This is a genomic window from Mycobacterium colombiense CECT 3035, from assembly GCF_002105755.1.
In the GTDB taxonomy this organism is placed as follows: Bacteria; Actinomycetota; Actinomycetes; order Mycobacteriales; family Mycobacteriaceae; genus Mycobacterium; species Mycobacterium colombiense.
The window spans coordinates 1,981,915-2,006,813 of record NZ_CP020821.1; the positions used below are offsets into that span (position 1 = coordinate 1,981,915).

The 24,899-nt window shown below is 66.3% G+C and carries 24 protein-coding genes, 1 tRNA gene and 2 pseudogenes; 10 read left to right on the forward strand and 17 right to left on the reverse strand.

What is annotated here, in order from left to right; all coding sequences use genetic code 11:
• Positions 1 to 24 precede the first annotated feature (24 nt).
• From B9D87_RS09125 to B9D87_RS09145, 5 genes are read left to right on the forward strand one after another with little or no spacing between them, the layout of a single operon-like run.
• Entirely contained in the window at positions 25 to 198 is a 174-nt protein-coding gene (locus tag B9D87_RS09125) for a ferredoxin (RefSeq protein ID WP_238553428.1), read from the forward strand.
• Positions 195 to 1,310: an NDMA-dependent alcohol dehydrogenase gene (locus B9D87_RS09130; RefSeq protein ID WP_007770386.1), complete on the forward strand. Its 1,116-nt coding sequence runs from the start codon at positions 195 to 197 to the stop codon at positions 1,308 to 1,310. Before B9D87_RS09125 ends, B9D87_RS09130 begins: the two co-directional genes overlap by 4 nt.
• Before the next feature lie 54 nt (positions 1,311 to 1,364).
• Positions 1,365 to 1,778 carry a limonene-1,2-epoxide hydrolase family protein gene (locus tag B9D87_RS09135; RefSeq protein WP_040629745.1) on the forward strand — a complete coding sequence of 138 codons (414 nt, stop codon included), beginning with the start codon at positions 1,365 to 1,367 and terminating at the stop codon, positions 1,776 to 1,778.
• Entirely contained in the window at positions 1,775 to 2,692 is a 918-nt protein-coding gene (locus B9D87_RS09140) for an SAM-dependent methyltransferase (protein WP_007770380.1), read from the forward strand. The genes B9D87_RS09135 and B9D87_RS09140 overlap by 4 nt, the downstream gene beginning before the upstream one ends.
• A gap of 52 nt (positions 2,693 to 2,744) precedes the next feature.
• Entirely contained in the window at positions 2,745 to 3,140 is a 396-nt protein-coding gene (locus B9D87_RS09145) for a nitroreductase family deazaflavin-dependent oxidoreductase (protein WP_007770377.1), read from the forward strand.
• A 308-nt stretch (positions 3,141 to 3,448) separates the two neighbouring features.
• On the opposite strand, the gene B9D87_RS09150 is transcribed toward B9D87_RS09145, so the two are convergent.
• The 3 genes from B9D87_RS09150 to B9D87_RS27000 all read right to left on the reverse strand — a co-directional run bounded on the left by B9D87_RS09150 (position 3,449) and on the right by B9D87_RS27000 (position 5,615).
• Positions 3,449 to 4,339: an NADP-dependent oxidoreductase gene (locus B9D87_RS09150; RefSeq protein ID WP_085977792.1), complete on the reverse strand. Its 891-nt coding sequence runs from the start codon at positions 4,337 to 4,339 to the stop codon at positions 3,449 to 3,451.
• An 80-nt stretch (positions 4,340 to 4,419) separates the two neighbouring features.
• Entirely contained in the window at positions 4,420 to 5,352 is a 933-nt protein-coding gene (locus B9D87_RS09155) for an alpha/beta hydrolase (RefSeq protein WP_007770375.1), read from the reverse strand.
• Positions 5,352 to 5,615, reverse strand: a complete 264-nt coding sequence (locus tag B9D87_RS27000) for a hypothetical protein (protein ID WP_007770374.1) — start codon at positions 5,613 to 5,615, stop codon at positions 5,352 to 5,354. Before B9D87_RS27000 ends, B9D87_RS09155 begins: the two co-directional genes overlap by 1 nt.
• Before the next feature lie 112 nt (positions 5,616 to 5,727).
• Here B9D87_RS27000 and B9D87_RS09160 point away from each other — a divergent pair, with 112 nt between their 5' ends.
• Complete coding sequence (locus B9D87_RS09160; RefSeq protein WP_040629742.1) at positions 5,728 to 6,300, forward strand: TetR/AcrR family transcriptional regulator; 573 nt, start codon at positions 5,728 to 5,730, stop codon at positions 6,298 to 6,300.
• Positions 6,301 to 6,426: 126 nt separating this feature from the next.
• Here B9D87_RS09160 and B9D87_RS09165 read toward each other — a convergent pair.
• The 7 genes and pseudogenes from B9D87_RS09165 to B9D87_RS09195 form a co-directional block, all read right to left on the reverse strand.
• Positions 6,427 to 6,585, reverse strand: a pseudogene (locus B9D87_RS09165) (helix-turn-helix domain-containing protein); the annotation flags it as partial.
• 113 nt (positions 6,586 to 6,698) lie between these two features.
• Positions 6,699 to 6,772, reverse strand: a tRNA-Ile gene (locus B9D87_RS09170).
• A gap of 142 nt (positions 6,773 to 6,914) precedes the next feature.
• On the reverse strand, positions 6,915 to 7,331 hold the full coding sequence (locus tag B9D87_RS09175) for a hypothetical protein (RefSeq protein ID WP_052002452.1): 417 nt from the start codon (positions 7,329 to 7,331) through the stop codon (positions 6,915 to 6,917).
• A gap of 334 nt (positions 7,332 to 7,665) precedes the next feature.
• Complete coding sequence (locus B9D87_RS09180; RefSeq protein ID WP_007770370.1) at positions 7,666 to 8,091, reverse strand: hypothetical protein; 426 nt, start codon at positions 8,089 to 8,091, stop codon at positions 7,666 to 7,668.
• A 411-nt stretch (positions 8,092 to 8,502) separates the two neighbouring features.
• Positions 8,503 to 9,360, reverse strand: coding sequence for a carboxymuconolactone decarboxylase family protein (locus tag B9D87_RS09185; protein WP_040629738.1), 858 nt, complete (start codon positions 9,358 to 9,360; stop codon positions 8,503 to 8,505).
• 40 nt (positions 9,361 to 9,400) lie between these two features.
• Positions 9,401 to 10,774 (reverse strand): TldD/PmbA family protein, encoded by a 1,374-nt coding sequence (locus tag B9D87_RS09190; RefSeq protein ID WP_007770366.1) that lies wholly within the window; start codon positions 10,772 to 10,774, stop codon positions 9,401 to 9,403.
• A 49-nt stretch (positions 10,775 to 10,823) separates the two neighbouring features.
• On the reverse strand, positions 10,824 to 12,341 hold the full coding sequence (locus B9D87_RS09195) for a TldD/PmbA family protein (protein ID WP_007770364.1): 1,518 nt from the start codon (positions 12,339 to 12,341) through the stop codon (positions 10,824 to 10,826).
• A 73-nt stretch (positions 12,342 to 12,414) separates the two neighbouring features.
• Between B9D87_RS09195 and B9D87_RS09200 the strand changes: the two genes are divergently transcribed.
• Genes B9D87_RS09200 through B9D87_RS09210 form a run of 3 tightly spaced genes read left to right on the forward strand, consistent with a single transcriptional unit; the run spans position 12,415 to position 15,432 of the window.
• A complete protein-coding gene (locus B9D87_RS09200; RefSeq protein ID WP_174320905.1) occupies positions 12,415 to 13,284 on the forward strand; it encodes a carbohydrate ABC transporter permease in 870 nt (289 codons plus the stop codon).
• Positions 13,271 to 14,095, forward strand: coding sequence for a carbohydrate ABC transporter permease (locus tag B9D87_RS09205; RefSeq protein WP_007770361.1), 825 nt, complete (start codon positions 13,271 to 13,273; stop codon positions 14,093 to 14,095). Before B9D87_RS09200 ends, B9D87_RS09205 begins: the two co-directional genes overlap by 14 nt.
• Positions 14,092 to 15,432 carry an extracellular solute-binding protein gene (locus tag B9D87_RS09210; RefSeq protein WP_007770357.1) on the forward strand — a complete coding sequence of 447 codons (1,341 nt, stop codon included), beginning with the start codon at positions 14,092 to 14,094 and terminating at the stop codon, positions 15,430 to 15,432. The genes B9D87_RS09205 and B9D87_RS09210 overlap by 4 nt, the downstream gene beginning before the upstream one ends.
• 7 nt (positions 15,433 to 15,439) lie before the next feature.
• On the opposite strand, the gene B9D87_RS09215 is transcribed toward B9D87_RS09210, so the two are convergent.
• The 3 genes from B9D87_RS09215 to ddaH are packed head-to-tail and all read right to left on the reverse strand — an operon-like array spanning position 15,440 to position 19,033.
• On the reverse strand, positions 15,440 to 16,894 hold the full coding sequence (locus B9D87_RS09215; protein ID WP_040629737.1) for an APC family permease: 1,455 nt from the start codon (positions 16,892 to 16,894) through the stop codon (positions 15,440 to 15,442).
• A 28-nt stretch (positions 16,895 to 16,922) separates the two neighbouring features.
• Positions 16,923 to 18,173, reverse strand: coding sequence for an ornithine--oxo-acid transaminase (rocD, locus tag B9D87_RS09220; protein WP_040629736.1), 1,251 nt, complete (start codon positions 18,171 to 18,173; stop codon positions 16,923 to 16,925).
• Positions 18,170 to 19,033 carry a dimethylargininase gene (gene ddaH, locus B9D87_RS09225; RefSeq protein WP_007770352.1) on the reverse strand — a complete coding sequence of 288 codons (864 nt, stop codon included), beginning with the start codon at positions 19,031 to 19,033 and terminating at the stop codon, positions 18,170 to 18,172. The genes rocD and ddaH overlap by 4 nt, the downstream gene beginning before the upstream one ends.
• A gap of 123 nt (positions 19,034 to 19,156) precedes the next feature.
• Here ddaH and B9D87_RS09230 point away from each other — a divergent pair, with 123 nt between their 5' ends.
• Positions 19,157 to 19,603, forward strand: a complete 447-nt coding sequence (locus B9D87_RS09230) for an Rv2324 family transcriptional regulator (protein ID WP_007770351.1) — start codon at positions 19,157 to 19,159, stop codon at positions 19,601 to 19,603.
• 3 nt (positions 19,604 to 19,606) lie between these two features.
• Here the strand turns inward: B9D87_RS09230 and B9D87_RS09235 are convergent.
• From B9D87_RS09235 to B9D87_RS09250, 4 genes and pseudogenes are all read right to left on the reverse strand, one after another.
• A pseudogene (locus B9D87_RS09235) lies at positions 19,607 to 21,417 on the reverse strand (sulfatase family protein).
• Complete coding sequence (locus tag B9D87_RS09240; RefSeq protein WP_007770349.1) at positions 21,410 to 21,871, reverse strand: SRPBCC family protein; 462 nt, start codon at positions 21,869 to 21,871, stop codon at positions 21,410 to 21,412. The pseudogene B9D87_RS09235 and the gene B9D87_RS09240 overlap by 8 nt, the downstream one beginning before the upstream one ends.
• A 28-nt stretch (positions 21,872 to 21,899) precedes the next feature.
• Positions 21,900 to 22,754: a CbiQ family ECF transporter T component gene (locus B9D87_RS09245; RefSeq protein WP_007770348.1), complete on the reverse strand. Its 855-nt coding sequence runs from the start codon at positions 22,752 to 22,754 to the stop codon at positions 21,900 to 21,902.
• Positions 22,751 to 24,793: an ABC transporter ATP-binding protein gene (locus B9D87_RS09250; protein WP_007770347.1), complete on the reverse strand. Its 2,043-nt coding sequence runs from the start codon at positions 24,791 to 24,793 to the stop codon at positions 22,751 to 22,753. The genes B9D87_RS09245 and B9D87_RS09250 overlap by 4 nt, the downstream gene beginning before the upstream one ends.
• Positions 24,794 to 24,899 lie beyond the last annotated feature (106 nt).

Here is a 24,899-nt window from a genome sequence, read left to right on the forward strand (position 1 = left end):
GTGAAACTTCATGTCGACAGGGAAATGTGCCAAGGCCACAGCCGTTGTCACGCAGCGTATCCCGAACTGTTCGACATCGACGACGAAGGGACCGCTTTCGTCACCGTGGAAAATATTCCTCCCGGATGGGAAGACCGGGCACACAACGCAATCGCGAACTGCCCCGAGCGTGCCATACATATCAAGGAGTCGCCATGAAGACCAAGGGAGCAGTTCTGTGGGGGCTGAACGAGAAGTGGTCGGTGGAAGAGATCGAACTCGATCCGCCGCAGGAAGGCGAGTTACTCGTCGAGTTCGCCGCCACGGGGCTATGCCATTCCGACCACCACATCCGCACCGGCGACATGTTCGGGGTGAGTTTTCCCTTGATAGGTGGACACGAAGGGGCGGGCATCGTGCAGGAGGTCGGCCCGGGAGTGCGCGACGTCGCCGTGGGAGACCACGTGGTCACCTCTTTCCTGCCGGCGTGCGGACGCTGCCGCTGGTGCGCCAGCGGGCATCAGAACCTCTGTGATTACGGGGCGACCATACTCGCGGGAGTCCAGGCCGACGGCACCTTCCGGCGCCGGGCCAGAGGGCAGGGCATCGGCGCCCTCTCCGGCGTCGGGAGTTTCGCGCAGTGGGGCGTGTTGTCGGAAGCCTCAGTGGTCAAGGTCGACAACGATGTGCCGCTGTCGCGCGCATGTCTTCTCGGCTGCGGCGTAACCACCGGCTGGGGTTCGGCCGTCAATACCGCGAACGTCAGTCCCGGCGACGTGGTGCTCGTGGTTGGCTGCGGAGGGATCGGCAGCGGTGCCATTCAGGGCGCGCGGTTGGCGGGAGCGGAACACATCGTCGTGGTCGATATTGCGCCGAGCAAGCGCGACAAAGCGTTTCAGTTCGGAGCCACTCACTTTGCCACCTCGATCGAGGAAGCAACCGAATTGCTTGGCGAGATTACGCGCGGCGTCATGGCCGACTCGGCCATCCTCACGCCAGGCGTGCTCGAAGGCGCGATGATCAACGACGCGCTCAATGCGGTCCGGAAGGGCGGTGCCGTCGTGGCCACCGCCCTGGCTTCGATGTCCGACGTGACGCCGACGCTGCCGCTGACGTTGTTCACGTTGTTCCAAAAGCGCCTGCTGGGCAGCCTGTACGGCGAAGCAAACCCGCGGGCCGACATCCCTCGACTGATCAGCCTGTATCGAAGCGGCAAGCTGCTGCTCGACGAAACCGTCACCACCGAGTACAAGCTCGACGACATCAATGAGGCCTACGACGACATGCTCGCCGGGCGCAACATCCGTGGGGTGATCATCCACGACCACTGAGTCGGCGGGACACGGTCGAAGTTTAGTCACGCACTCTCCGAAAGGAATTCACTCATGTCTTCACCAGTCGATGTAGTCCGCCACTTCTGCGCCTTGATGGAACAGCGCGACGCCGAAGCGTTGCGTCCCCTGCTCGCCGATGGGGCCGTTTATCAGAACGTGGGAATGCCCGCATTCAGCGGACCCGACGCCATCGTGGAGAACATGGCCGCCCAATTCGCGATGTTCCCGGACGCCTACGCCTTCGAAATCGTCAACCTCGCCAGCGACGGTTCCGTGGTGCTCACCGAACGCCTGGACTACATCCAGGCTCCGGACGGAAGCAAGCCGGCCATCCCGGTAATGGGGACCTTCGTCGTGGATGACGAAGGAAGGATCACTCGCTGGACCGACTATTTCGACCTGAATCTGATCATGAAGCTGATGCAGGGCGAAGACATCAGCGCCCTGGTGCCAGCGACCGCATGAGTTGGGACGTCACCACCGATCTGGGATCGACAGCGCTTGCGGTCGCTGCGCAACGCGCAGCGGAAACAGCACAAGACGACCCGTTGATCCACGACGAGTTTGCCGCGGTGCTGGTGGCGGCGGCCAATGAGCCGGGTTGGCAACAGATAGCGTGTGGCGACCTGTCGTGGATGGGCGCAGAGGACGATGTCGGGCGGCGGGTCGCGCGTACGGGCAGGGAGTACGTCGCCGCACGGACGGTCTTCTTCGACGAGTTCTGTGCTGACGCAGCGGGTTTAGGGATCAGCCAATTCGTCATCCTCGCGGCCGGCCTCGACGCCCGCGCCTACCGCCTCGTCGCTCTCAGCGACAAGCGCGTGTACGAAATCGACCAGCCCGCGGTCCAGGCGTTCAAAACCGCCGCCTTGACAGCGCATGGCGCTACTCCGCTGGCCGACCTGCGTTGGGTTCCTGTCGACCTGCGCGACGAGCGTTGGCCGCTGATGTTGAAGGAAGCGGGATGGGACAAGTCCCTGCCGACCGCCTGGCTCGTCGAGGGCCTACTGCCCTACCTCTCGTCAACCGAGCACAACGCGCTCTTCGACACGCTCACCGCGCTAAGCGCGCCGGGTAGCCGGCTGGCCGCCGAGGTTTATCACCACTCGACAATGCATTTCGGCGACGAACGGCTGACCGCTTGGCGCGACGGGGCAGCCGAGATCGACGACGCGCTGGGCGTAGACGTGGATGTAACGGCCTTCATCAAAAACCACGATGCCAGCGATACGGCGTCGTGGTTGTCGCAGCACGGATGGAGGGTGGATTCTCTGGACAGCCGCGAAATGATGTCGCGCCTCGGCAGGCCGATCCCACCGGACCTCCGCGACGTTGCGCCGGCCAGCTCGCTGGTAACAGCGATCCGCTGCGGGCCGTAGCCTTCCAACGGATACTGGTCATTTCTAGATTGGTTGTGAACAAGGGGGATCCATGCGAGTGCCAAGAGCCGTCGCGAACTTCAATCGACGAGTCACCAATCCAGCGGCTCGCTCGATCACGCCATGGCTTCCGGGCCAAGGGACACTTGAGCACGTCGGACGCAAATCAGGCAAGCGTTATCGAACGCCGCTGCTGGTTTTTCCCACCCGCGACGGCTTCGTCATTCTCATCGGGTACGGGCTGAAATCGGACTGGTTGAAGAATGTCTTCGCGGGTGGACAGGCGCTGCTGCACAAGCGCGGCAAGGGCATCGCGCTCGCCAATCCCCGCCTCCTGAGTAAGGCCGAGGCCGCAACGCTCGTTACCGGGCCTTCCGGTGTGTTCTACCGCCTGTTTCCGTACAACGAAGCGGCGCTGGTGTTGACCAAAGTCAATTCCACGCCGTGATTCTGGCGATAGAACGACGAAGTTGAGTCAGTGGGGTCGCCCTAGATGGCGACCCCACGATCAAGCGACACCGTTCGCTATAACCTCTAATCGTCTGCAAGACAGGGATTTCAGGCGTTGTCGTTGCGACTTTGCTACGGGCTAACCTGCATCAGATGAACCCCCGCCGAGAGCTATTGAGTGGCGAACGTATGGCGTAGGTCGTGCATGCTGACCCCCTGCACGGCGGGCATGCGCTTCGTCCCGAGTCCTCTCGTGCCCAACCGTGAACGGTCAATGATCCGCGACCGGCCATCCGGAGCGCCGTCCTATCCGGGCACGATGATGAGCTTGCCTCGCTTGGCTGTTCCGTTTTGTTCTAGGTTCGTCAGTGCTGGGATTGCTTCCGACAGGGGCACCACTTGCGCGATGGGCAGGCTGAGATGACCATCACCAGCAGCTTGCGCAATCGCTTCGAGGTCGGCCGTCGACGATTGGCCCACGACGACGCGGAATGGACCGGGCAAGGCGCTTCTAGCCATGTTGACCGGACTGGGTTTCACAGTGACGATGCGGCCTTTCCGAGCCAATATCTTTCGGGCGGTTTTGACCGGTAGCGTGCCGGCGGCGTCTAGGACGACGTCGAATTTCTGCTGAAGGACGTCGGGGGCGAAGTCGAAATCAACGATGGGATCGACTCCGAGTGCGCGGGCCTCACCGGCTGAACCGGGACGGCAACTGCCGGCCACAGTTGCCCCGCGGGCAGAGGCCAATTGAACCGCGGACCGTCCGACTCCCCCGAGGCTGGCGTGCACGAACACTGAGCCTCCTCGGCGCAGGTTGCCCTTGTTGAACAGCGCTTGATAGGCGGTTATGCCGACGACGGGGATCGCAGCCGCTGCTTCGAATGACAACCCCGCAGGCTTCTTGACGAGGTCATCCTCGCGGGCCACAACCACGTCGGCGAAGGCGCCCGATTCCTTGATCGACACCCCACCGAGAACGTCGTCGCCGATTCGCACTCGCGTGACGTCGTTACCGACAGCCTCGACGGTGCCGGCGAAGTCATAGCCCATCCCTCGCGGAAAGTTCCGACCCGTCAGTGTTTTCATCCGACCATTGCGGATGCCGAAGTCCATCGGGTTGGCGGAGGCCGCCCGCATCCGAACGCGGACATCCCGCGGCCCGATTTCTTTAGGCTGAAAGTCTTCGAGCCGCATGACTTGGGGTCCGCCGTATTGGTGGTATTGAATTCGCTTCGTTGTGGGCACCAGATATCTCCGATCAAAGGGGTTGAGTGTCAACGGTTCAGGGCTAGTGCAAGAACGGACTCGAGGAACGCCAGGGTTTTCTGGTGCAGCGGCGCAGCGTTGAAGTGTGGTGAGCCGTGGTCGCCGCCGGCGATCTCGACCAGCTCGGCCGAGGCACCTGTCGCGGTGAGTGCACGATGAAGCCGCCGGCTTTGCTCGATGCCGACGCGACGGTCGTGGTCGCCGTGGACAATCAAGAAGGGCGGGGCGTCGTGGTGTGCGAGGTGGCACAGGTTTGCCCGTTGCACAATGTCTGGCCGGCTAGAGGGGACAAACCCGAAGAAGCGTGCCAATGTGCTGTCTGGCCCATCCATCGCTTCGATGGCGTCGGGGCGTGCGTCCTCATCATGTGTGAGGAAGTCCGAGGGACCGTAGTGCTCCACGACGGCCGTCAAGCGGCATGACACCTCCGAGTAGGGCTCGATGCCGCCGACCAGGTCGCTACCGTCGCCGGCGAGCGCGACCGCGCTGATGAGATAAGCGCCTGCGCTGGAACCGAATCCGACGATGCGGTCGGGATCGAATCCGTAGTGTGGGGCACCGGCTCGCACACAACGCACCGCTGCGGCGACATCGTGAAGAGCAGCGGGGAAGACAGCCTCGCCGCTGAGCCGGTACTGAACCGACACCACGGCCAGGCCCGCATCGAGCAGAAACTTCCACGGGCCCATTTGCTTGATCCCGGCGAAGAATCCTCCTGGATGTGCGTATATAACAACAGGAATGGGTGTCGCCGCCGGGCTCTGTGGGATGTGCACATCCATCGTCAGTGGCCGAAACCCGATGACGGTGGCGTATGTGCGGTCCAAATAGCTCGCCACGCCGGGGAAGACCTCAACTGGAGCCAAACCGTCGAACTCAGGTCGAAGCAACGATGTGATCATCTCGGACGGAATGTCAACGGGCATTCCAGCTGTCTGCATCAGAGTTCCTTTCGAATCATGCTGTAGCAGAATCTGTCTCGGTCCCAGCGCGGTGTGGTGTCGGTGAGGGCACGCTTGAGCATCCATCCGAATGCCTTCACCGATACTGAGCGCGGCAGCACATGCTTGACCAAGAGGTCGCCGATCCGGTTTGACACACCGGGCACGGCGTAGGAGCGCCAGCCAGCGAATTGTTCACCAACGCCCGAAGACGCCCCCGTGACGATCGCGTACTCGCCATAGGTCGCGCCAACATTCTTCATCTCACACATTCCCTCTGCACTTGAGCTACCCGATCTATGACACCAAGTGCCATCACCCTACATCGCGATGGCACTTGGTGTCATCATCGCCCGGACGATCTAAAATGTGGCAATGAGTCGGTGGGAGCCCAATGCGGCATCGCGTTTGGGGGTCGCCGCCGTGGAATTGTTCGCCGAGAGAGGCTACGAGAACGTCACGGTCATGGACATCGCTGAGCGTGCAGGACTGACCAAGCGAACCTTCTTTCGTCACTTCGCCGACAAACGCGAGATTCTCTTTCACGGCCAGGACTCTTACCGGGACGGGGTCGACACGGTGGTTGCCAACGCACCTGCCGCTGCCACTCCGATGGAAACGATCGGCGCAGTGCTCGGCGCGATCGCCACCGGTTTCAGCGACGACCGTCGCGACCTTCTCGCTAAACGCCAGAAGGTCATCGCCAGTACCCCCGAACTCAAAGAGCGCGACCTCCTCAAGAATGCCGCCCTCATCGCGGCGATGACGGAGGCCCTGGTCAAACGTGGAGTGGACCCGTCGACCGCGAATCTTGCCGCCCACGTCGGCGCTCTCGCATTCAGCGATGCTGTGCAGCGCTGGCTGGAACCTGGCAATCGCAAATCCATGGCCACACTTGCCGAAGAAGCATTGTCCCGGGTGAGCGCCGCCATCGAGACACTGAACTGACATGTCTGATGCTGAGGCGGTATCGCATAGGTGGTCGAGTTGACGGCGGGTCCCGGGCTACCTGCTTCCGTCCGATAGCGACTGTCTTGCAACGCTTTTACGACCAATGACCAACGGCGGTGCACCCAGCCCGTCGAGACCCTCCGCCTCATACCGGGCTAACCACGAGTGCAGCGTCTGGCGCGACACCCCGACCTTCGAAGCGACTTGCGAAATCGACAACCCATCACTGATCACCGCCAACACGGCCTGATACCGCTGCTCAGCCACGCTCAACTCCCCCATCTCGGGAGTGTCAAGGATCAACCGAAGTAGCTGTCAAGCATCAGCCGAAACACTGTCAAGCATCACCCGGCATAGATCCGTCAAGGATCAACCGAGGTCATACAAGAGAACGGTGGGGCGGGCGGGGCTCGAACCCGCGACCAACGGATTATGAGTCCGCGGCTCTAACCAACTGAGCTACCGCCCCCGACAGGGGTGTCCGTAGAAACCGTAGCCGAAGACGGAAGTCAGGGTGCGTCGGGCGGCGTCGCCGCCTCGACCTGAGCCGGCGTGCAGGTGGGCGTCCCACATCCAGAGCGCCCACCGGCACCGCGACTATGCCGCCAAGGTCAGGCGGGCGCCGGCCCCGCCTGAGGGGCTTGAGACTTGATCTTGGGGATCATCTCTGGCGCGTAGACGAAAATTGCCGACTCGACCTCCCACTCGGCCTGGGCCTGACTCATGGGCGTCGTACGCGTGATCATGTTGATCAGCTCCTGGCCCTCGCCGTACGGGTTGGGATTGGACCGCACCTGATCGGCGAACCAGCGCCCCTCGGCAACTTCACTGCAGTCGTTGAAGTCGGCGTTGTGGACCATCTTGTTCTGCGCCAGCAGTTTGATGTACTGGTCGTCGGCGGGCGTCATATTGCAGGACGCCGAGGCCTGCGGCGCCGACACCACAGCCCCACCGAACGTCGCGGCCCCCAGTGCAAGGCCGGCGGCCCCTACCGCCAGCACCCGCGCACGCGATCGTGTCGTTCTCACTTTTCCGGACCCCCTTATCGTGGAATTTGCTACCTTCCCTTCGCAGCAGGGTTCGGGTACCACCGGTGTTCAGACCGGCAAACGGTGATTCCACCAAACAACGCGTGAACAGCAACTCGCTGAAATTACTGTGCGAGAAACTGTTCGGGTCAAACCGGTAACGGAGCGGGTCAATACGGGCAATGGGGTGCGCCTCGGCGGCGCCGCGGATCAAGGGTGGCCGTTGCCGCAGATTCGAGTTAGCTGACGTGGAATACGAAAACGGCCGGAGGAAAACCCTCACGGCCGCTTACGTCCAAATTACGAGATCTGTTGCGCCGCAGCGCCTCACCACTTAGTGCTCGGCGGGCCAGTTCGCCTGCGCGGCTTGATCTTTGATCTTGGGGATCAGTTCGGGCGCGTAGACGTAAATCGCCGACTCGACCTCCCACTCCGCCTGCGCCTGAGTCATCGGGGTGGTGTTCGTGATCATGTTGATCAGTTCCTGGCCCTCACCGAACGGATTGGGATTGGACCGCACCTGATCGGCGAACCAACGCCCCTCAGCGGCCTCGTGGCAATCGCTGTAGTCGGCGTTGTGCACCATCTTGTTCTGGGCCAGCAGTTTGATGTACTGATCGTCGGCCGGAGTCAAATTGCAGGTAGCCGAAGCGATCGGGGCTGACAGCACGGCGCCGCCGAGCATCGAGGCGCCCAGCGCGAGGCCGGCAGCCCAGACCGATGACACGCGAACGCGCGAGCGTGTACGGGTGCTTGTCATTTCCGAACCTCCCTCTGCGCGGGAACGCTGTCGCGTCCGACGCAACCCAAGCTAGAAATCCTGCAAACGAACTGACCGAAGAAGCCATCTGGACCGCAAGCCAATGACGCACGATCCATGGCCATCCGGCTCGGGCCACGCTGCCATCTCGTTACCGTCACTTCTCGGTGTCGTATCAGTGTCGGCGAACGCGCTAAAAGTAGCGAATGACCCCAACACACAGCGGAAACAGACGCTTGCGCGGCAGTGTACGAATGGTTAACATTTCGTGCCCTCGGACCCGACCCGCCTAGGGGCCAAGCGGCCGACCACGCCGCGCCACGACGCCTGTGGCCAGCCGCGACCCGTCCTCGCCACCCCGTCAGCTAAGACCGGCCCGGCCCGGCGCCGCCCAGCGCGCGTCGGCGAACGTCAGCTGAACACCGTCCGGCCGTCGGCGGCGAGCAGGTACCGCTCGGTGCCGGTGTCGACGCGCGGCGCGTCGGCACCCAACGACACGGCGACCTTATTGCTGGCATTGCGCATGATGTCGAAGGTGAGCTCCACGGCCTCCGCCTCGGAGAACCGGGAGCGCACCTCGGCGACATCGTCGGCGGCGAGGTGCGCAGGGGTCCAAATTAACGCATCGGCATACCGCAGCGCTGCTTTAGCACGCCCGTCGAGCAAACTCGACGATTCGAAGCGCGCGATCTCCTCGTACAGCGTTTCCGAACCACCGGCGTCGAGCGCGCCGCCCTCGCGCAGGGAGTTGCACAACCGGCAATTGTGCTGCGCCGCCCCGCGCAGCCGAACCAACTCGGACGTCAGCGGGTCGAGCGCACGCATTCGCGCCACCGCGATTAAAAATTCGTTGAACACCGCATACGACGGATTGGTGGTGCGGTCCCAGGTGATCGGATCGGCGACCCAGCCGAGGTACTGCGCGCCGACCCCGAGCGCTTCCAGACCGGCCCGCACCCGGGGAACGAAGTCGGCGATGTACATCTGCACGACAACCTCAAAGGTGTCGTCCCCCAGGTGCTTCCAGAGCCGCGCTCGTTGCTCGGCGGTGACCGAGGCGACGTCGGCGCTGAATTGTTCGGCGAATTCCGCGACCGCGGCCGCGACGTCCGAGTCCGGCTCGCCGACACCGGCTTTCGCGGGCAGCGGGGGCAGCGACATCGTCTGCGCGCAAACCCGGCGAACCAGCGCCGCCAAGCGACCGTCGCCTGGAGCCAACGACACCAACCGCGTGAGCTGATCTTCTCGAACAGAAACCGGAGCCGTCATTCGTCACACGCTAGAACGTGCGCCGCCCTGCGGCAATGGATTACTGGGCCTGGCTCACCGATGACATGTGGAAGTCGGGTATCCGCAGCGACGGCATCGCGGCGCGGGTGGCCCAATCTCCCCACTCGCGCGGCAGGGTCTTTTCGCTGACGCCCGCCTCGGTGGCCCGGCGCAGCAGGTCCAGCGGACTCTCGTTGAACCGGAAGTTGTTGACCGCCGCTGTCACCTGGCCATTTTCGATGAGGTAGACACCGTCGCGGGTCAGCCCGGTGAACAACAGGGTGGTGGGGTCGACGACGCGGATGTACCACAGCGTGGTCAGCAGCAGGCCGCGCTCGGTGGCCGCGATCATGTCGCCCTGACTGGCCGTCCCCCCGGTCATCACCAGGTTGTCGGCGGCCACCGCGACGTCGACGTCGTATTTGGCGGCGGTGGCCCGCGGATAGGCCAGCGCGTTGATCACTCCCTCGCGGATCCAGTCCACCTGATTGATCTCAGCGCCGTTGTCGAACACCGACACCGTCTCCGACGAACTGCTGACCGCGACGAACGGCGTGCAGGCCAGTCCCGGCGCCATGGGATCGGAGTAGAGCGTCAGCGGCAGATCGGTGAGCCGCTCCCCCACCCGGGTCCCGCCGCCGGGTGCGGAGAACGCGGTCCGGCCCTCCTGTGCGCCGCGGCCGGCCATCGACCACGCCATGTAGATCATCATGTCGGCCACCGTCGACGGCGGCATGATCGTCTCGTAACGTCCCGCCGGCAATTCGACGCTGCGCCGCGCCCAGCCCAGCCGCGTCGACAGCTGCTCGAGCAGCGAATCGGTTGGCACATCGACGAAGTCGGGTGTCCCGACGCCCGCCCAGGCGCTGGCGTCGCCGCGTTTGGCGTTGATCTCCACCGCCCCGGTGGGCTGGGTGAAACGCCGCCGCAATCCGGTCGACGATGCCAGGAAGGTGGTCGAAACACTATGGTGGGCAAAGCCATACAGCCGGTCTTCGCCGCGGAAGCCGCGGGTCAGCGAGTCGGCCACGTCGGAGAACACCAGCGGCCCGGTGCCGGGCACCGGCGCGTCCCAATCCACGGGCACGCCGGTGTCGGTCAGCAGCGGCGCGGCGTCACCGGCCTCCGGCGCCGCGCCGGCCGCCTCCTGGGACGCGGCCACCAGCCCGGGCAGCACGCGCGGGTCGGCCTCGGCGGACACCACCGTGCCGATGCGCGCGCCGGACCCGCGACGCACCACCGAAATCACCGTCACGCTGCGGCTCACCGAAACCCCGTTGGTGGTCATCGAATTGCCCGCCCAACGCAAGGTGGCCTCGACCTTGTCGGTGACCAACACCATCGTCTCGTCGGCGCGGCCGAGCTTGGCCGCCTCGTCGAGCACGATGTTGACGACGTGCTGTGCGGTGATCATCGGCGCCGCTCCTCAGCATCTTGGCGCCCTGCATCGTCGCCGGCGCGGATCATCGGCCGCCCTCGGTGCGGGTGTTCAGCACGTTGACGCCGCGGAACAACGCCGACGGGCAGCCGTGGCTGACCGCCGCGATCTGCCCCGGCTGCGCCTTGCCGCAATTGAACGCACCGCCCAGGCGCCAGGTCGACGCTCCCGCCACCACCTCCATCGAATTCCAGAACTCGGTGGTGGTGGCCTGATAGGCGACGTCGCGCAGCTGACCGTCCAGCCGGCCGTTGCGGATCCGGAAGAATCGCTGGCCGGTGAACTGGAAGTTGTAGCGCTGCATGTCGATTGACCATGACTTGTCGCCGACGATGTAGATGCCGTCGTCGACCCGGCCGATCAGGTCGTCGGTGCCGATGTCGTCGGGCGCCGGTTGCAGTGACACGTTGGCCATCCGCTGGATCGGCACATGGTGCGGTGAGTCGGCATACGAGCAGCCGTTGGAGCGGGCCTGCCCCAGCCGCCGCGCGAACACCCGGTCGAGCTGGTAGCCGGTGAAGATGCCGTCGCGCACCAGGTCCCAGCTTTGCGCGGCCACCCCCTCGTCGTCGTAACCGATGGTGGCCAAACCGAATTCAACGGTGCGGTCGGCGGTCACGTTCATCACCGGCGACCCGTACCGCATGGTGCCCAACTTGTCCGGCGTGGCGAACGACGTGCCGGCATAGGCCGCCTCGTAGCCGATCGCGCGGTCGTATTCGGTTGCGTGCCCGATTGATTCGTGGATCGTCAGCCACAGGTTGGTGGGGTCGATCACCAGGTCTTTGCGCCCCGGATCGACGGTGGGCGCCTTGATCTTCTCGGCCAGCAGTGACGGCAGCTGCGCCAGCTCGTCGGTCCAGTTCCACACCTGGTCGCCGGCCAACACCTCCCAGCCCCGGCCCATCGGCGGCGCGAGCGTGCGCATCGAATCGAAGCTGCCGGCCGCGGGGTCGACCGTCACCGCCTCCAGCGAGGGCAGCACCCGCACCCGCTGCTGGGTGATCGAGGAGCCGAAGCTGTCGGCGTAGAACGTCTGCTCCTTGACGGCGGTCAAAATCGCCGACACGTGGTTGACGCCGTCGGCGCTCAGCAGCCGCCCGGAGTAGTCCTCCAGCACGGCGATCTTCTCGGTGGTCGAGACGTCGAACGGGTCGATCCGGTAGTCCGACACCCAGGACGCGTCCGCGTAGACCGGCTCGGGCGCCAGCTCGACGCGCTCGCTGCTCAACGTCGCCAGCGTGGTGGCCACGTGCACCGCGCGGCGCGCCGTCTCGGCGGCCACCGCCGGCGCCAGCTCCGCGTGCGAGGCGAATCCCCAGGTGCCGTCGACGATCACCCGCACCGCCAGGCCGACCTCACGATTGATCACCGCGGTCTCCAGCTCGCCGTCGCGCAGCTGGATGATCTCGGTAATGATGCGATGAACCCGCAGGTCGGCGTGCGTCGCCCCGGCCGCCTTGGCCGCCGAGAGCGCGGCGTCGGCCAGGTCGTGGCGTGGCAGGTCCAGGAAGTCGGCATCGATCCCCCGGTTCGGTGTCACGCTTCCACCGTAACGGCCGGTCGCCCCAAACCCCGGCGGCGCCCGCTTTAATTAGCCTATGGCCAGCGCGGTGCTGAGGAAACAGCCTCGATCCACCGCGCTGGGCTACGCGCTGCTGGCACCCAGCCTGTTCGGCGTGCTGGCCTTTCTGCTGCTGCCCATCCTGGTGGTGCTCTGGCTGAGCCTGTGCCGATGGGATCTGCTCGGCCCCCTGCACTTTGTCGGCCTGTCCAACTGGCGATCGGTGCTCACCGACGCCGGGTTCGGCAACTCGCTGATCGTCACGGTCGCCTTCGTGGCGATCGTGGTGCCGGCGCAGACCGCGCTGGGATTGCTGGCCGCGACCATGCTGGCCCGCCAGCTGCGCGGCACCAATCTGTTTCGCACCCTGTTTGTGCTGCCGTGGATCTGCGCGCCGCTGGCCATCGCGGTGCTGTGGCGCTGGATCCTGGCTCCCACGGACGGCGCCGTGAGCACCGCGCTCGGGCACAGCATCGGGTGGCTGTCGGATCCCAGCTTCGCGCTGCCGCTCGTGTCGGCCGTGGTGGTGTGGACCAACGTCGGCTACGTCTCGTTGTCCTTCCTGGCCGGCCTGCTGGCCATTCCCGACGACATCTACGCCGCGGCACGCACCGACGGCGCCACCGGGTGGCAGCGGTTCTGGCGCATCACCATGCCCATGCTGCGCCCGACGACCTTCTTCGTGCTGGTGACCGGGATCGTCAGCACCGCACAGGTTTTCGACATGGTGTACGCGCTGACCGGCGGTGGACCGGCCGGCAGCACCGACCTGGTGGCCCATCGCATCTACGCCGAGGCCTTCGGTTCGGCATCCATCGGCCGGGCGTCGGTGATGGCGGTGGTGCTGTTCGTCATTCTCATCGGGGTCACCGTGGTTCAGCATCTGTACTTCCGGCGACGGATCAGCTATGACCTCACCTAGTCGCACCACCAACGTCGCGATTTACGCCGGGCTGTCGCTGGGTGCGTTGATCACGTTGGCGCCGTTCGCACTTGGATTGCTGACGGCGTTCACCTCGGCGCACCAGTTCGTCACGGGCACCCCGCTGCAGCTGCCGCGACCCCCCACGCTGTCCAATTTCGCCGACCTGGCCGGGGCCGGGTTCGGTCGGGCGGCCGCGGTGACCGCCTCAATGGCGGCGGTGATCCTGGTGGGCCAGTTGACCTTTTCGGTGCTGGCCGGATTCGCGTTCGCGCGCCTGCAATTCCCCGGACGTGACGCGCTGTTCTGGGTCTACATCGCGACGCTGATGGTGCCCGGCACAGTCACGGTGGTGCCGATGTATCTGATGATGGCCCAGCTCGGTCTGCGCAACACGTTCTGGGCGTTGGTGCTGCCGTTCATGTTCGGCTCGCCGTACGCGATCTTCTTGTTGCGCGAGCACTTCCGGATCATCCCTAATGACTTGATCCACGCCGCCCACCTGGACGGGGCCAACACGCTGGACGTGATCGTGCACGTGGTGATCCCGTCCAGCCGCCCGGTCCTGGCCGCGCTCGCGTTGATCACGGTGGTCTCGCAGTGGAACAACTTCATGTGGCCGTTGGTGATCACCAGCGGGCACAAGTGGCGGGTGCTCACCGTCGCGACCGCCGACCTGCAGTCGCGGTTCAATTCCCAGTGGACCCTGGTTATGGCGGCGACCACGATCGCGATCGCCCCGCTGATCGCGCTGTTCGTCGTCTTCCAGCGTCACATCGTGGCGTCGATCGTCGTCTCGGGACTCAAGTGACCCGGCCCCGCTTCTCCACCCTGGTCGCGGGATCGGTTGCGCTGGTGGCGGTGCTGCTGGCGGCGATGGCGGTGCTGCTGGATTACTCCGGCCAGCCCCACGGCGGCAAGACCGTCGTCACGGTGCGCATCTGGGGCGACCAGATCGGCGCGGCCTACCGGCAATCCTTCGAGGCCTTCAGCCGCGCGCACCCCGACATTGAGGTGCACCTGAACCTGGTGGCGTACTCGACCTACTTCAACACGCTGCGCACCGATGTCGCCGGCGGCAGCGCCGACGACATCTTCTGGCTGTCCAACGCCTACCTCGCGGCGTACGCCGACAGCGGCCGGCTACTGAACATCGGCGAAGCGTTGGGGCACAACGCGGCCTCGGATTGGGAGCGGCCGGTCGTCGAGCAGTTCACCCGCAACGGCACGCTGTGGGGCGTGCCGCAACTGACCGACGCGGGAATCGCGTTGTACTACAACGCGGATCTGCTCGCCGCGGCCGGCGTCGATCCCGCTCAGCTGAACGCGTTGCGGTGGAGCCCCGACGGCGGCGACACGTTGCGTCCGATGCTAAGCCGCCTGACCGTCGACGCCGACGGAAACCGGGGCGACACATCGCGTTTCGACGCGGGGCGGGTGCGGCAGTGGGCATACAACGCGGCCAACGACCCCCAGGGCATCTACCTGAACTACATCGGATCGGCCGGCGGCGTGTTCCAGCGGGGCGATGAGTTCGCGTTCGACAACCCGGCTGCCGTGACCGCCTTTCGGTATCTGGTCGACCTGATCAACCGCGACCACGTCGCGCCACCCGCCGCCGACACCAACGACAACGGCGACTTCTCCCGCAACCAGTTCCTGGCCGGCAGGATGGCGCTCTTCCAGTCCGGCACCTACAACCTGGCTCCGGTGGCGCGCGATGCCCGCTTCCACTGGGGTGTGGCGATGATGCCCGCCGGGCCGGTGGGCCGGGTCAGCGTCACCAACGGCATTGCCGCGGCGGGCAATGCGGCGACGAAACACCCCGACGCCGTGCGCCAGGTGCTGGCCTGGATGGTCAGCAAGAAGGGCAACGAATACCTGGGCAGCTACGGCGCGGCCATCCCGGCGGTGACCTCGGCCCAACCGGTCTACTTCCGGTACTGGGCCGCGCGAGGCGTCGACGTCACACCCTTTTTCGCCGTCCTCGACGGTCCGCGCATCGCTGCGCCCGGCGGTGCCGGCTTTGCGGCCGGCAATGACGCCCTGCAGCCGTACTTCGCCGAAATGTTCTTGGGCCGAGGCGATGTCGCGTCGACGCTGCGGCGGGCTCAGGCCGCGGCCAACACCGCCGCTGCGCGCCAGTAGGGGCCCGTCACCGGGTGTCGTCCGCTGACCGCGCGACCGTCTCGTCGTTGAGCGCGCTGTGGTGGCGGCCCCAGACGAAATAGAAGATCAACGCCAGTGACACCCAGCCGCTGAACGCGATCCAGGTGTACCAGTGCAGGCTGGCCAGGATGTAGCCGCAGGCCGCCACCGACAGGAGCGGCGTGACGGGATAGCCCGGGACCTTGAATCCGCGTGGCAGGTCGGGCTCGCGCACCCGCAAGACGATCACCCCGACGGAAACGACGACGAACGCGGTGAGCGTGCCGATCGACACCATGTCGGCGAGCTTTTGCAGCGGGATGAATGCGGCCAGAGCCGAGGCCACGATCGCAACGATCACCGTGTTGTTCACCGGCGTCATGGTGCGTGCGTTCACCGTCGCGAACCTCGCGGGCAACAGCCCGTCGCGGCCCATGGAGAACAGGATGCGGGTCAGGCCGTACATGGTGACGAGCGTGACGCTGAAGATCGAAATGACCGCTCCGGCAGCCAGAATCGTGCCCGCCCAGCCGCCGTGCGTGACGTTGTCGAGAATGGTGGCCAGCCCCGCCTCCTGTTGGCCGGCGAAGTTCTGCCACGGCTGGGCGCCCAGCGCGGCTACCGCGACGAGGACGTAGACACCGGTGACCGTCAGCAGCGCGCCGATCAAGGCGCGCGGCATCGTTCTCTGTGGATCTTTCACCTCGTCGCCCGCGGTCGACACGGCGTCGAGGCCGATGTAGGAGAAAAAGATGGTGCCGGCGGCCGAACCGATCCCGGAAACACCGAAGGGCGCGAAATCACGAAGATGGCTCGCGTCGAACGCCGTGAAGGCAACGACGGCGAAGACCACCAAGACGCCGAGTTTGATCATCACCATGATGGCGTTGACCTTGGCCGATTCGCTGGCGCCGCGGATGAGCAGCAACGCGCACATCACGATCAGCAGCACCGCAGGCACGTTCACGTAACCCGGCTGGGAATCCCAGGGCGCGGCCGACAAAGCCTGCGGCAGCTGGAATCCCAGCACGTTGCTCACCAGCTTGTTCAGGTAGCCACTCCAGTTGACGGCGACCGCGGCGGTGGCCACCCCGTATTCCAGCAGCAGGCACGCCGCCACGCCCACGGCCACCACCTCGCCGAGCGTGGTGTAGGCATACGAATACGACGACCCCGAAACCGGCACCGCCGAAGCCAATTCGGCGTAGCAGACGGCCGCCAGCCCGGCGGCGAAGCCCGCGAGAAGGAAGGAGACGATCGCCCCCGGTCCGGCCTGCGGCACGGCTTCGGCCATGACGAAGAAGATGCCGGTGCCGACGGTCGAGCCGACCCCGAACATGGTCAGCTGGAATGTTCCGATACCGCGTTTGAGGTGATCGGCGGCCCCATGGGCGACGTGCGCACCCACCACCGGGCGCCGCCGGAGCATCTGCTCTTTCAGGCTGATCGACGTGGCTGGCAAGCGCCCCTCCTGTGGCCGGATCAGCTGATTATGAGGCAGCCTCCCGCAATACCGCAGCAAGCCGGCCCACCGCCCACTCGATCTCCTGGGCGGTGACCACCAAAGGTGGAGCGAAGCGCAGCGTCGAGCCGTGGGTGTCTTTCACCAGGACGCCGCGGTCGGCCAGCCGCAGGCTGATCTCCTTGCCGGTGCCCAGCGAGGGGTCGACGTCGACGCCGGCCCACAGACCCAGGCCCCGCACCTCGTGGACGCCGTGGCCGATCAGCTGTCTCAGCCGCCGATGTAGGTTGGCGCCCAGCGCGGTCGCCCGGGCCTGGAATTCGCCGCGGGCCAGCATGGACACCACGGTGGTGCCGATGGCGGCGGCCAGCGGGTTGCCGCCGAACGTGGAGCCGTGCTCGCCGGGATGCAACACGCCCAGGACGTCGCGGTCGGCCACCACCGCCGACAGCGGAACCACCCCGCCGCCCAGCGCCTTGCCCAGCAGGTAGACGTCGGGGACGACCCGCCATCGATCGCACGCGAACGTGTAACCCGTGCGCGCCAGGCCCGACTGGATCTCGTCGGCGATCATCAGCACGTTGTGCTCGCTGCACAGCGCGCGGACCGCCGGCAGGTAGTCGTCGGGCGGGACGATGATGCCGGCCTCGCCCTGGATGGGCTCCAACAGCACCGCGACGGTGTTGTCGTCGATGGCTTGCGCGAGGGCGGCGGCGTCACCGAACGGCACCGAACGAAATCCCGGGGTGAAGGGCCCGAACCCGTTTCGCGCGGCCGGATCCGAGGAGAAGCTCACGATGCTGATCGTGCGGCCGTGAAAGTTGTTGTCGGCGACGATGATGTTGGCCTGGTCCGCGGGTACGCCCTTGACGTCGGCGCCCCACTTGCGGGCGACCTTGAGGCCGCTTTCGACGGCCTCGGCGCCCGAGTTCATCGGCAGCACCATGTCCTTGTCGCACAGATAGGCCAGCGCTGCGCAGAAGGGCCCGAGCTTGTCGGAGTGAAATGCGCGGCTGACCAACGTCACGGTGTCGAGTTGCGCATGCGCGGTCGCGGTGATCTCCGGGTTGCGGTGGCCGAAGTTCACCGCGGAATAGGCGGACAGGCAGTCCAGGTAGCGACGGCCCTCGATGTCGGTGATCCACGCACCCTCGGCGCTTGCGGCGACCACCGGGAGCGGCGAATAGTTGTGCGCTGCGCGCTTTTCCGCCAACCTGATGGCGGCATCGATCCGATTGGCGGTGACCTTCTGCGACGTCTGCGCATCGAGAATCGTCATGGGAATACCTCCAGGGTGCAGCACTTGACGGAACCGCCGCCCTTGAGCAGCTCGGACAGATCGACGCCGATCGGCTCGAAGCCGGCCCGGCGCAGCTGCGCGGCGAAACCCGTTGCCGCGCTGGGAAGCACCACGTGCAGGCCGTCCGAGACGACATTGAGACCCAGCACGTAGGCATCGGCCGTGTCGGCGATGATGGCGTCCGGGAACAGCGCGCCCAGCTGCTCCTGGGCGTCGGCGCTGAACGCCGGCGGGTAGAACGCGATGGTGCGATCGTCGAGAACGGCCAGGGCGGTGTCGAGGTGGTAGAAACGAGGGTCCACCAGCTCCAGTGAGATCACCGGCGCGCGCAGCGCCGCGGAGATTTCGGCGTGCGCGCGCCGGTCGGTGCGGAATCCCCACCCGGCCAACACGATGTCGCCGACCTTCAGCAGGTCACCTTGCCCCTCGTTGACGTGGCGGGTGTGCACCGGCCGGTAGCCGAGCGACGCCATCCACCGGGCGTAGGCGCGCGATTCGCCGGCCCGCTCGGCGAACCGGAACCTGGCGACGATCGCGACATCGTGCGCGACGAACCCGCCGTTGGCGGCATACACCATGTCCGGAAGCCCCGGCACGGGTTCGATCACCTCCACCTGATGCCCCAGCCGTACATAGGTCTCGCGCAACCGTTCCCACTGCGCCAGTGCGAGGCCGGCGTCGACGGGCGTGGTGACGTCCATCCACGGATTGATCGCGTATTCGACCGCGAAGAAGGCCGGCGGCGTCATCGCGTACCGACGGACACCGGGCGTGCGACCGGGCGCGGCGGGCCGGGCCGGCCCTGCGGCCCGGGGCGTCAGCACGTGTTGTTCCGTCATGAATCAACGATATTTAGCGTGCTGTCGTTAATCAAACCACGTATATTGCGTGTCTAGCGTCGATTTATTGCGTTACAGTGCTGAAGTCGTCGATTTGTTGCATCGCCGTAGGAAAGGGGTGCCATGGAGCGCTTGGACGAAACCGACGAGCGCATCCTCGCCGAGCTGACCGAGCATGCGCGCGCCACCTTCGCCGAGATCGGTGAAAAGGTGAATCTGTCTGCGCCGGCGGTGAAGCGGCGCGTGGACCGGATGCTGGACAGCGGCGTCATCAAGAGTTTCACCACGGTCATCGACCGCAACGCGCTCGGCTGGAACACCGAGGCTTATGTGCAGGTTTTCTGCCACGGCCGGATCGCACCGGACGAGTTGCGAGCGGCCTGGGTGGACATCCCCGAGGTGTTCAGCGCCGCGACGGTGACCGGGACCCCCGACGCCATCCTGCATGTGCTCGCCCGCGACATGCGGCATCTGGAGGCGGCTTTGGAGAAAATCCGGTCAAGTGCGGACATCGAGCGCAGTGAGAGCATCGTCGTGTTGTCCAACCTTATCGACCGGACGCGCCCGTAACGCTCAGCGCCGACGGAACGCCCGCAACCGCCGCGTGCGGGCCGGTGCCGGGCGGCGAGATGCGTACGGCCACGGGTTGTTTCGCTCGGGAATCGAACTGGCCCGGACGTGTTTGAGTTGGGTGCGCAGGTGCTGGCGCAGGTCGTGCAGTAGCGGATCGGTCCACCGGTTCGCGGCTTCGATCGGGTCGGTGGTCAGGTCGTAGAGCTCCCATTGGTCGTCGACCGGCGACGTCCGGTAGGCCTCTCCCCCAAGCCCGTTGGCGGCCAGGTGACGGACTCCGGGTTCGGTCCACGTTCCCGGGTCGTCGAAGGTGCGGACCAGCTTCCACAGATGCCCGCCGCCGCCGGCGGCCGTCGCCTCGTCGACGCGGACGACGAGTCCCTCGAAATTGGATGCGGTGTGAGCCGGAATCCGGATTCGCAGTGGCGCCGGTGGATTGACGGTACGTTTCAGTTGTCGCGCCAAACCCGAAGCCCCGCTGTCTCCCTCGAGCATGTTGTCGCGGGTCATCAGGTAAACGGCCCGGGTTTCGTCGGCGGCCGCGCCGTCGACGATCGGCATCAGGTCGCGGCCCGGCAGCCGGTGCACTTCGGAGAACGACTCCGCGAGCGTGGCCGCCACCGCGTCCACGTCGATGCCGGCCGCGCCGAGCAACGTCGGGACCAGATCCACGTGCGAGGTCGGCGCCTCGACCACCCGGCGCTGCGTCGTGCGCACGCCGACGCGCGCGATGACGAACGGCACCCGAGTGGCTTCGTCGTAGAGGTTGAACCATTTCTGGTGCAACCCACCGTGCGCACCCAGGAGGTCGCCGTGATCGGCGGTGCGCACCAGCACCGCGTCGCGTGAACCATTGTCGGTGACGGCCCGCCGCACCCGATCGATCGGCCCGTCCACCTCGGCATGCAATCGGTAGTACAGGTCGCGGTAGCGCTGCGCGTTGCGCCGGTAGGTCCATTCGATCGCGGGCGCCGGGCCGTACCCGGAGTAGTACGCCTCGCGGAAGGCGATCTGGGCGGCGGGCTTGCTGGACAGGTCCTCCTCCGCCGTCGGGGCGGGGGCACCGGCGGCGGGTCCAGCGGTGACGGCTTGACCGGGCCGCGTCGTGACCACGTCGGAAACAGCACGATGTCATGGGGATTCACAAAGCTGGCCACCAGCAGAAACGGACGCAACGCGGCCGGGTCCCCGGCGCGACGGCGGGCGTAGCGGTCGGTGAGCCAGGCGACGATGCGATCGGCGATCAACGGGTCGCGGCGAATGCCGGCGTTGGCCAGCGCCGCCCCGTGCGGCTCTGGGCCGACCCAGCCCGAGAAGCCGAACGGTGCAAGCGGATCCGCCTCCAGGTAGCGGCGTACGGCACCGGGGTCGACGTTCCCGTCATCGTCGTTGGTGGCCAGCGACCGGCCGGTGGCCGGGTCGATGAGATCGGCATGCGAGATGTGCCACTTGCCGTCGTAGTGGGTGTCGTAGCCGGCGGCGCGAAACCAGTTGCCCAGTGTGGGCACCTCGCCCTGGCGCAGCCACCGCATGCGCGAGTCGCCGGCGGTCTTCCCGATGCCGTCGGTCTGGGTGACCCCGTGCAGATCGGGATAGTGCCCGGTGAAAATCGTTGGGCGGCTGGGCACGCAGGCCAGGGAGCCGGTGTAGTGCCTACCGAAGCTGACGCCGTGCTCCTCAAACCACCTGCGCCCGGACAGTATCCGATCGCGCCACGCGAGCACCTCGGGCGCCTCGTAGGGCGGCACCGCGCGTTCTTCGTCCGTAACGATGACGATGACGTCGGGGCGGGGGCCGGGGCGATCAGACACGGCCGTCCTCCAATCGGTTTGCCAGGCCGGCCAGCATCGCGTCGAACTGTCGTGCAAGGAAGCGGCACAGGATCCGTTCGGCCAGCCGGTGCGTTGGGCGAGGGCCGATTTCGACGGTGCTGGTCAGCGTCACCCGGGTTTCGGGGACCGCCGCGCCCGCGGCCGCGGCGAGCGTCCAGCGATTGGACACCCTGCGCAGGCGGCGCGGCAGGCCGTCGATGTCGTACGCGAGGGCGCGGGGTGGCTCGAATTCGGTGATGCGCTCGACCAGGGCGTCGCGCTTGACCTGGACCCGCCGGGCGGTGCCGACCGGCTGCCCGTTGCGTCCGGCGTGCAGGATGCACGAGTGGTCGACGTTGCCGGCCCACGCGCTGATCGAGCCGAAGTCCGCCAGCACATTCCAGATGTCGTCGACGCGAGCCGCGATGGTGCGCGTGCGCTGGATCGCGGTCATCTGTTCACGCCGCCGGACCCCGAGTTGCCTAATGGAACTGCAACATCGCGTCGATCACCACTCCGATGGCGCCGGCCGCGATGGTGATGCCCAACGCCACCCAGTCCGCCAGTTTCGGTCGCGCCGGTGCGGCCGCCAGCTGGCCGATGCCGCCGCGGGCGGTGATCGCGTCGCCCATTTCGTCGGCCCGCCGCAGCGTGACAACGATTGCCGCCGTGAGCAAATCGATCATGTCGCGGGCCTGCTGGCGCCGGCGGGCCCGGCGGTTCCGCGGTTCCTGGTTGGGGCGCAGCCGCCGGGCGGCGTAGAGCACCTGGAATTCCTCGATCAACATCGGGAAGGCGCGCAACGCAAGCGCCAGGGCGACGGCCCATTCGTCGCTCGGAATCCGCAGCCATCGCAGTGGCCGGCCCAAAGCCGCCAGCGCCGGACCCATTTCGGCGACGTTGGTGGTCCACGACAGCATCGCGCCCAGGCCGATCAACACGATCGACAGCGCGGTCACCCGCACGAAGTGCAACGTTCCGCCCAGCCCGATGTGCACCCCGGCTATCTCGATCACCGGACTGCCGGCGCCGAGCGCGGCGGTGACGGCGCCCACCGCCAGGGCGATCCAGATCCAGCGCCGCGGCGACGGCAACGCGCCGCGGGGAATGTGGGCGAGCCGGGCGGCGGTGATCAGCAAGACCAACATCAGCCCGACTGTCACCCAGCCCGGGTACAAGGTCAGCAGTATCGAAACGCCCAGGACCACAAGTAGTTTGGTACCGGCCCACAACTCGTGGATCTTCGACGTCCCGGGCACCGGCACCAGCAGCACCACCGGACGATGCGTGCGCCGGGTGCGGCTTGGCGCCGGCTTGGCGTCCGCGGGTGCGGTCATGACATACCCCCCGCCGCGGTCGACGCCGTTTCCAGCATGCCGTCGCGCAGGAACAGCGTCCGCGGGCAGAGCTCCTCGAGCCCGACGATGTCATGGGAGATCACCACCACCGTCAGGCCGCGTTCCTTGCGCAGGCTCTCCAGCAGCCGCAGCAGGCCGCGCTGGCTGCCGATGTCCAATCCCGCCAGCGGCTCGTCGAGGACCAACGCCCGCGGGGAGCGCGCCAGCAGACCGGCCAGCACCACGCGGCGCATCTGGCCGCCGCTGAGTTGGTCGATCCGGCGCTTGCCCATCGCCGGGTCCAGCCCGACCGAGATCAACGCCTCGGCCACGCGGTCGGTGTCGAGGTGCGAAAAGCCCGCCGCGGACGCGACTTCGGCATCGACGTGATCGCGCATCAACTGCAACCGGGCGGACTGGAACGACAGCGCGACCTCGCCCACGCGCTCGTGGGTGGGTTCGCCGTCGATCAGGCAGGTGCCGGCGGTCGGGTTGGTCAGGCCGGCCATGATCCAGGCCAGCGTCGACTTACCCGACCCGTTGCCGCCGTGGATCAACACCCCGTCGCCCTGCTCCACCACAAAGCTGACATCACGCAGGGCGACCTTGGACCATGGTGTGCCGCTGGCGTATTCGTGGCTGACGTCGATGAGTTCCAGCACCGGCGTTCGCGCGCCGTCACCGACGGCGCCGGCCTGGACGGGCGCGGCCGCGGTGTCGCTCGTCACCGCGTTGTCCGGTGAATCGCTGAGCTTGATGATGCGGTCCGCGGATGCCGCCTCGTTGTCGTAGTGGGTGATGTGCACCAACGCCGTCTGGTGCCGCTTGGCCAGGCCAGAGAGCACGCCCAGCAAGGCATCTCGCCCCTGCTGGTCGACCATGGTGGTGACCTCGTCGGCGATCAGCAGCGCGGGATCCCGCGCCAGCGCGGCCGCGAGGGCGAGGCGCTGCAGTTCCCCGCCGGACAAGCTTCCGGTGTCGCGTTCGGCCAGCCCATCGAGGCCCACCTCGTGCAGCAGTTGATCGACGTCGATCTCGGCGTCCGGGGGCAATCCCCACACCACATCGTCGGCGACACGCGTGCCCAGGACCTGGCTTTTGGGGTGCTGCAACACAATTGCCGTGCCGCCCATCTCGCCGAGTCCGACGGTTCCCGGGCGCTCGACGCTGCCTGCCGTCGGCTCCCGGCCGGCCAAGATCAGCATCAACGTCGTCTTCCCCGAACCGTTGGCGCCGGTCACCGCGATGTGTTCGCCGACCTGGACATCGAGACTGACCTCGCGCAGCGCGTCCTGCTCGGCGCCCGGGTACCGGAACCGCACCTTGTCCAACCGCACCGGCACCGGCCCCACCGGACTGCCTTGCGTGCGCGCGTCATCGGTGGCGTCCAGCTTGTGGACGTCAGGGATCTTGCGCATCCGCTCGAGGAGGCGGGACAGTGCCGACCAGCTGATGAACGCGACGATGACGACCAACAGGACCATGTAGGGGAAAATCAGCAACGGCCAGTGCTGGATCCCGTCGGCGACGTACCGCTTCAACCCCGCACCGACGCCCTGCAGGTGGACCCAGTTCAGGAATGCCGCGACGCCGTTGGCGTTCGCGGTGATGACGTCGAAGAACAAGTGCCGCAGCCGGGTCAGCACCGCCAGCACCGCGACCCATCCGGCGCCCCAGAGCACTCCGGCGGCCAGCGCCAACAGGGCGACCGTCGGCAAGCCGCGGCCTTTGCGTTTGACGATGCCGCACAATCCGCCCACCCAGGCGCAGTCGATCAGCATGAACAGGCTGCCCAGCCCGGCGATCAAGAAGGCGATCACCCCGCCGGCCACCGTCGCCGCGATCAGCGCTCGGGGCCGGTAGCGATAGGCCAGCAGCCCCATCGGCACGGTGCCCAGCACGCCGAGTCCCTGAGCGAATGGGATTACCGCGGCCAGGATCTCGATCGCCGCGCAGAGGGCCCCCATGACCGCGGCCTGTGCCAACTCATTCGGCCGCAGCGCCCCTTCCTTCGATCGCCGGAAACGCAGCAAGGTCACTTGGGCGATTCTGCCAGCCGGAAGAAGGGGTGTCCGCTGAAGATGGCGTTTTGCGCGGCACGCGTCGTCCTTCCGGCCTCGCTTAGCAAAGCTATGCAACCATGGA

Excerpts from the sequence above, each read along its gene's own strand:
- B9D87_RS09150 (WP_085977792.1), bottom strand. The coding sequence starts at position 4,339 with ATGCGGCTCGAAGACTTTCAGCCTAAAGAAATCGGGCCGCGGGATGTC.
- B9D87_RS09130 (WP_007770386.1), top strand. The coding sequence starts at position 195 with ATGAAGACCAAGGGAGCAGTTCTGTGGGGGCTGAACGAGAAGTGGTCG.
- B9D87_RS27000 (WP_007770374.1), bottom strand. The coding sequence starts at position 5,615 with ATGAAGAATGTTGGCGCGACCTATGGCGAGTACGCGATCGTCACGGGG.
- B9D87_RS09180 (WP_007770370.1), bottom strand. The coding sequence starts at position 8,091 with ATGACAAGCACCCGTACACGCTCGCGCGTTCGCGTGTCATCGGTCTGG.
- B9D87_RS09205 (WP_007770361.1), top strand. The coding sequence starts at position 13,271 with ATGACCTCACCTAGTCGCACCACCAACGTCGCGATTTACGCCGGGCTG.
- B9D87_RS09245 (WP_007770348.1), bottom strand. The coding sequence starts at position 22,754 with ATGACCGCACCCGCGGACGCCAAGCCGGCGCCAAGCCGCACCCGGCGC.
- B9D87_RS09230 (WP_007770351.1), top strand. The coding sequence starts at position 19,157 with ATGGAGCGCTTGGACGAAACCGACGAGCGCATCCTCGCCGAGCTGACC.
- B9D87_RS09145 (WP_007770377.1), top strand. The coding sequence starts at position 2,745 with ATGCGAGTGCCAAGAGCCGTCGCGAACTTCAATCGACGAGTCACCAAT.
- B9D87_RS09155 (WP_007770375.1), bottom strand. The coding sequence starts at position 5,352 with ATGCAGACAGCTGGAATGCCCGTTGACATTCCGTCCGAGATGATCACA.
- B9D87_RS09140 (WP_007770380.1), top strand. The coding sequence starts at position 1,775 with ATGAGTTGGGACGTCACCACCGATCTGGGATCGACAGCGCTTGCGGTC.
- rocD (WP_040629736.1), bottom strand. The coding sequence starts at position 18,173 with ATGACGATTCTCGATGCGCAGACGTCGCAGAAGGTCACCGCCAATCGG.
- B9D87_RS09125 (WP_238553428.1), top strand. The coding sequence starts at position 25 with ATGTGCCAAGGCCACAGCCGTTGTCACGCAGCGTATCCCGAACTGTTC.
- B9D87_RS09135 (WP_040629745.1), top strand. The coding sequence starts at position 1,365 with ATGTCTTCACCAGTCGATGTAGTCCGCCACTTCTGCGCCTTGATGGAA.
- B9D87_RS09240 (WP_007770349.1), bottom strand. The coding sequence starts at position 21,871 with ATGACCGCGATCCAGCGCACGCGCACCATCGCGGCTCGCGTCGACGAC.
- ddaH (WP_007770352.1), bottom strand. The coding sequence starts at position 19,033 with ATGACGGAACAACACGTGCTGACGCCCCGGGCCGCAGGGCCGGCCCGG.
- B9D87_RS09160 (WP_040629742.1), top strand. The coding sequence starts at position 5,728 with ATGAGTCGGTGGGAGCCCAATGCGGCATCGCGTTTGGGGGTCGCCGCC.
- B9D87_RS09185 (WP_040629738.1), bottom strand. The coding sequence starts at position 9,360 with ATGACGGCTCCGGTTTCTGTTCGAGAAGATCAGCTCACGCGGTTGGTG.
- B9D87_RS09190 (WP_007770366.1), bottom strand. The coding sequence starts at position 10,774 with ATGATCACCGCACAGCACGTCGTCAACATCGTGCTCGACGAGGCGGCC.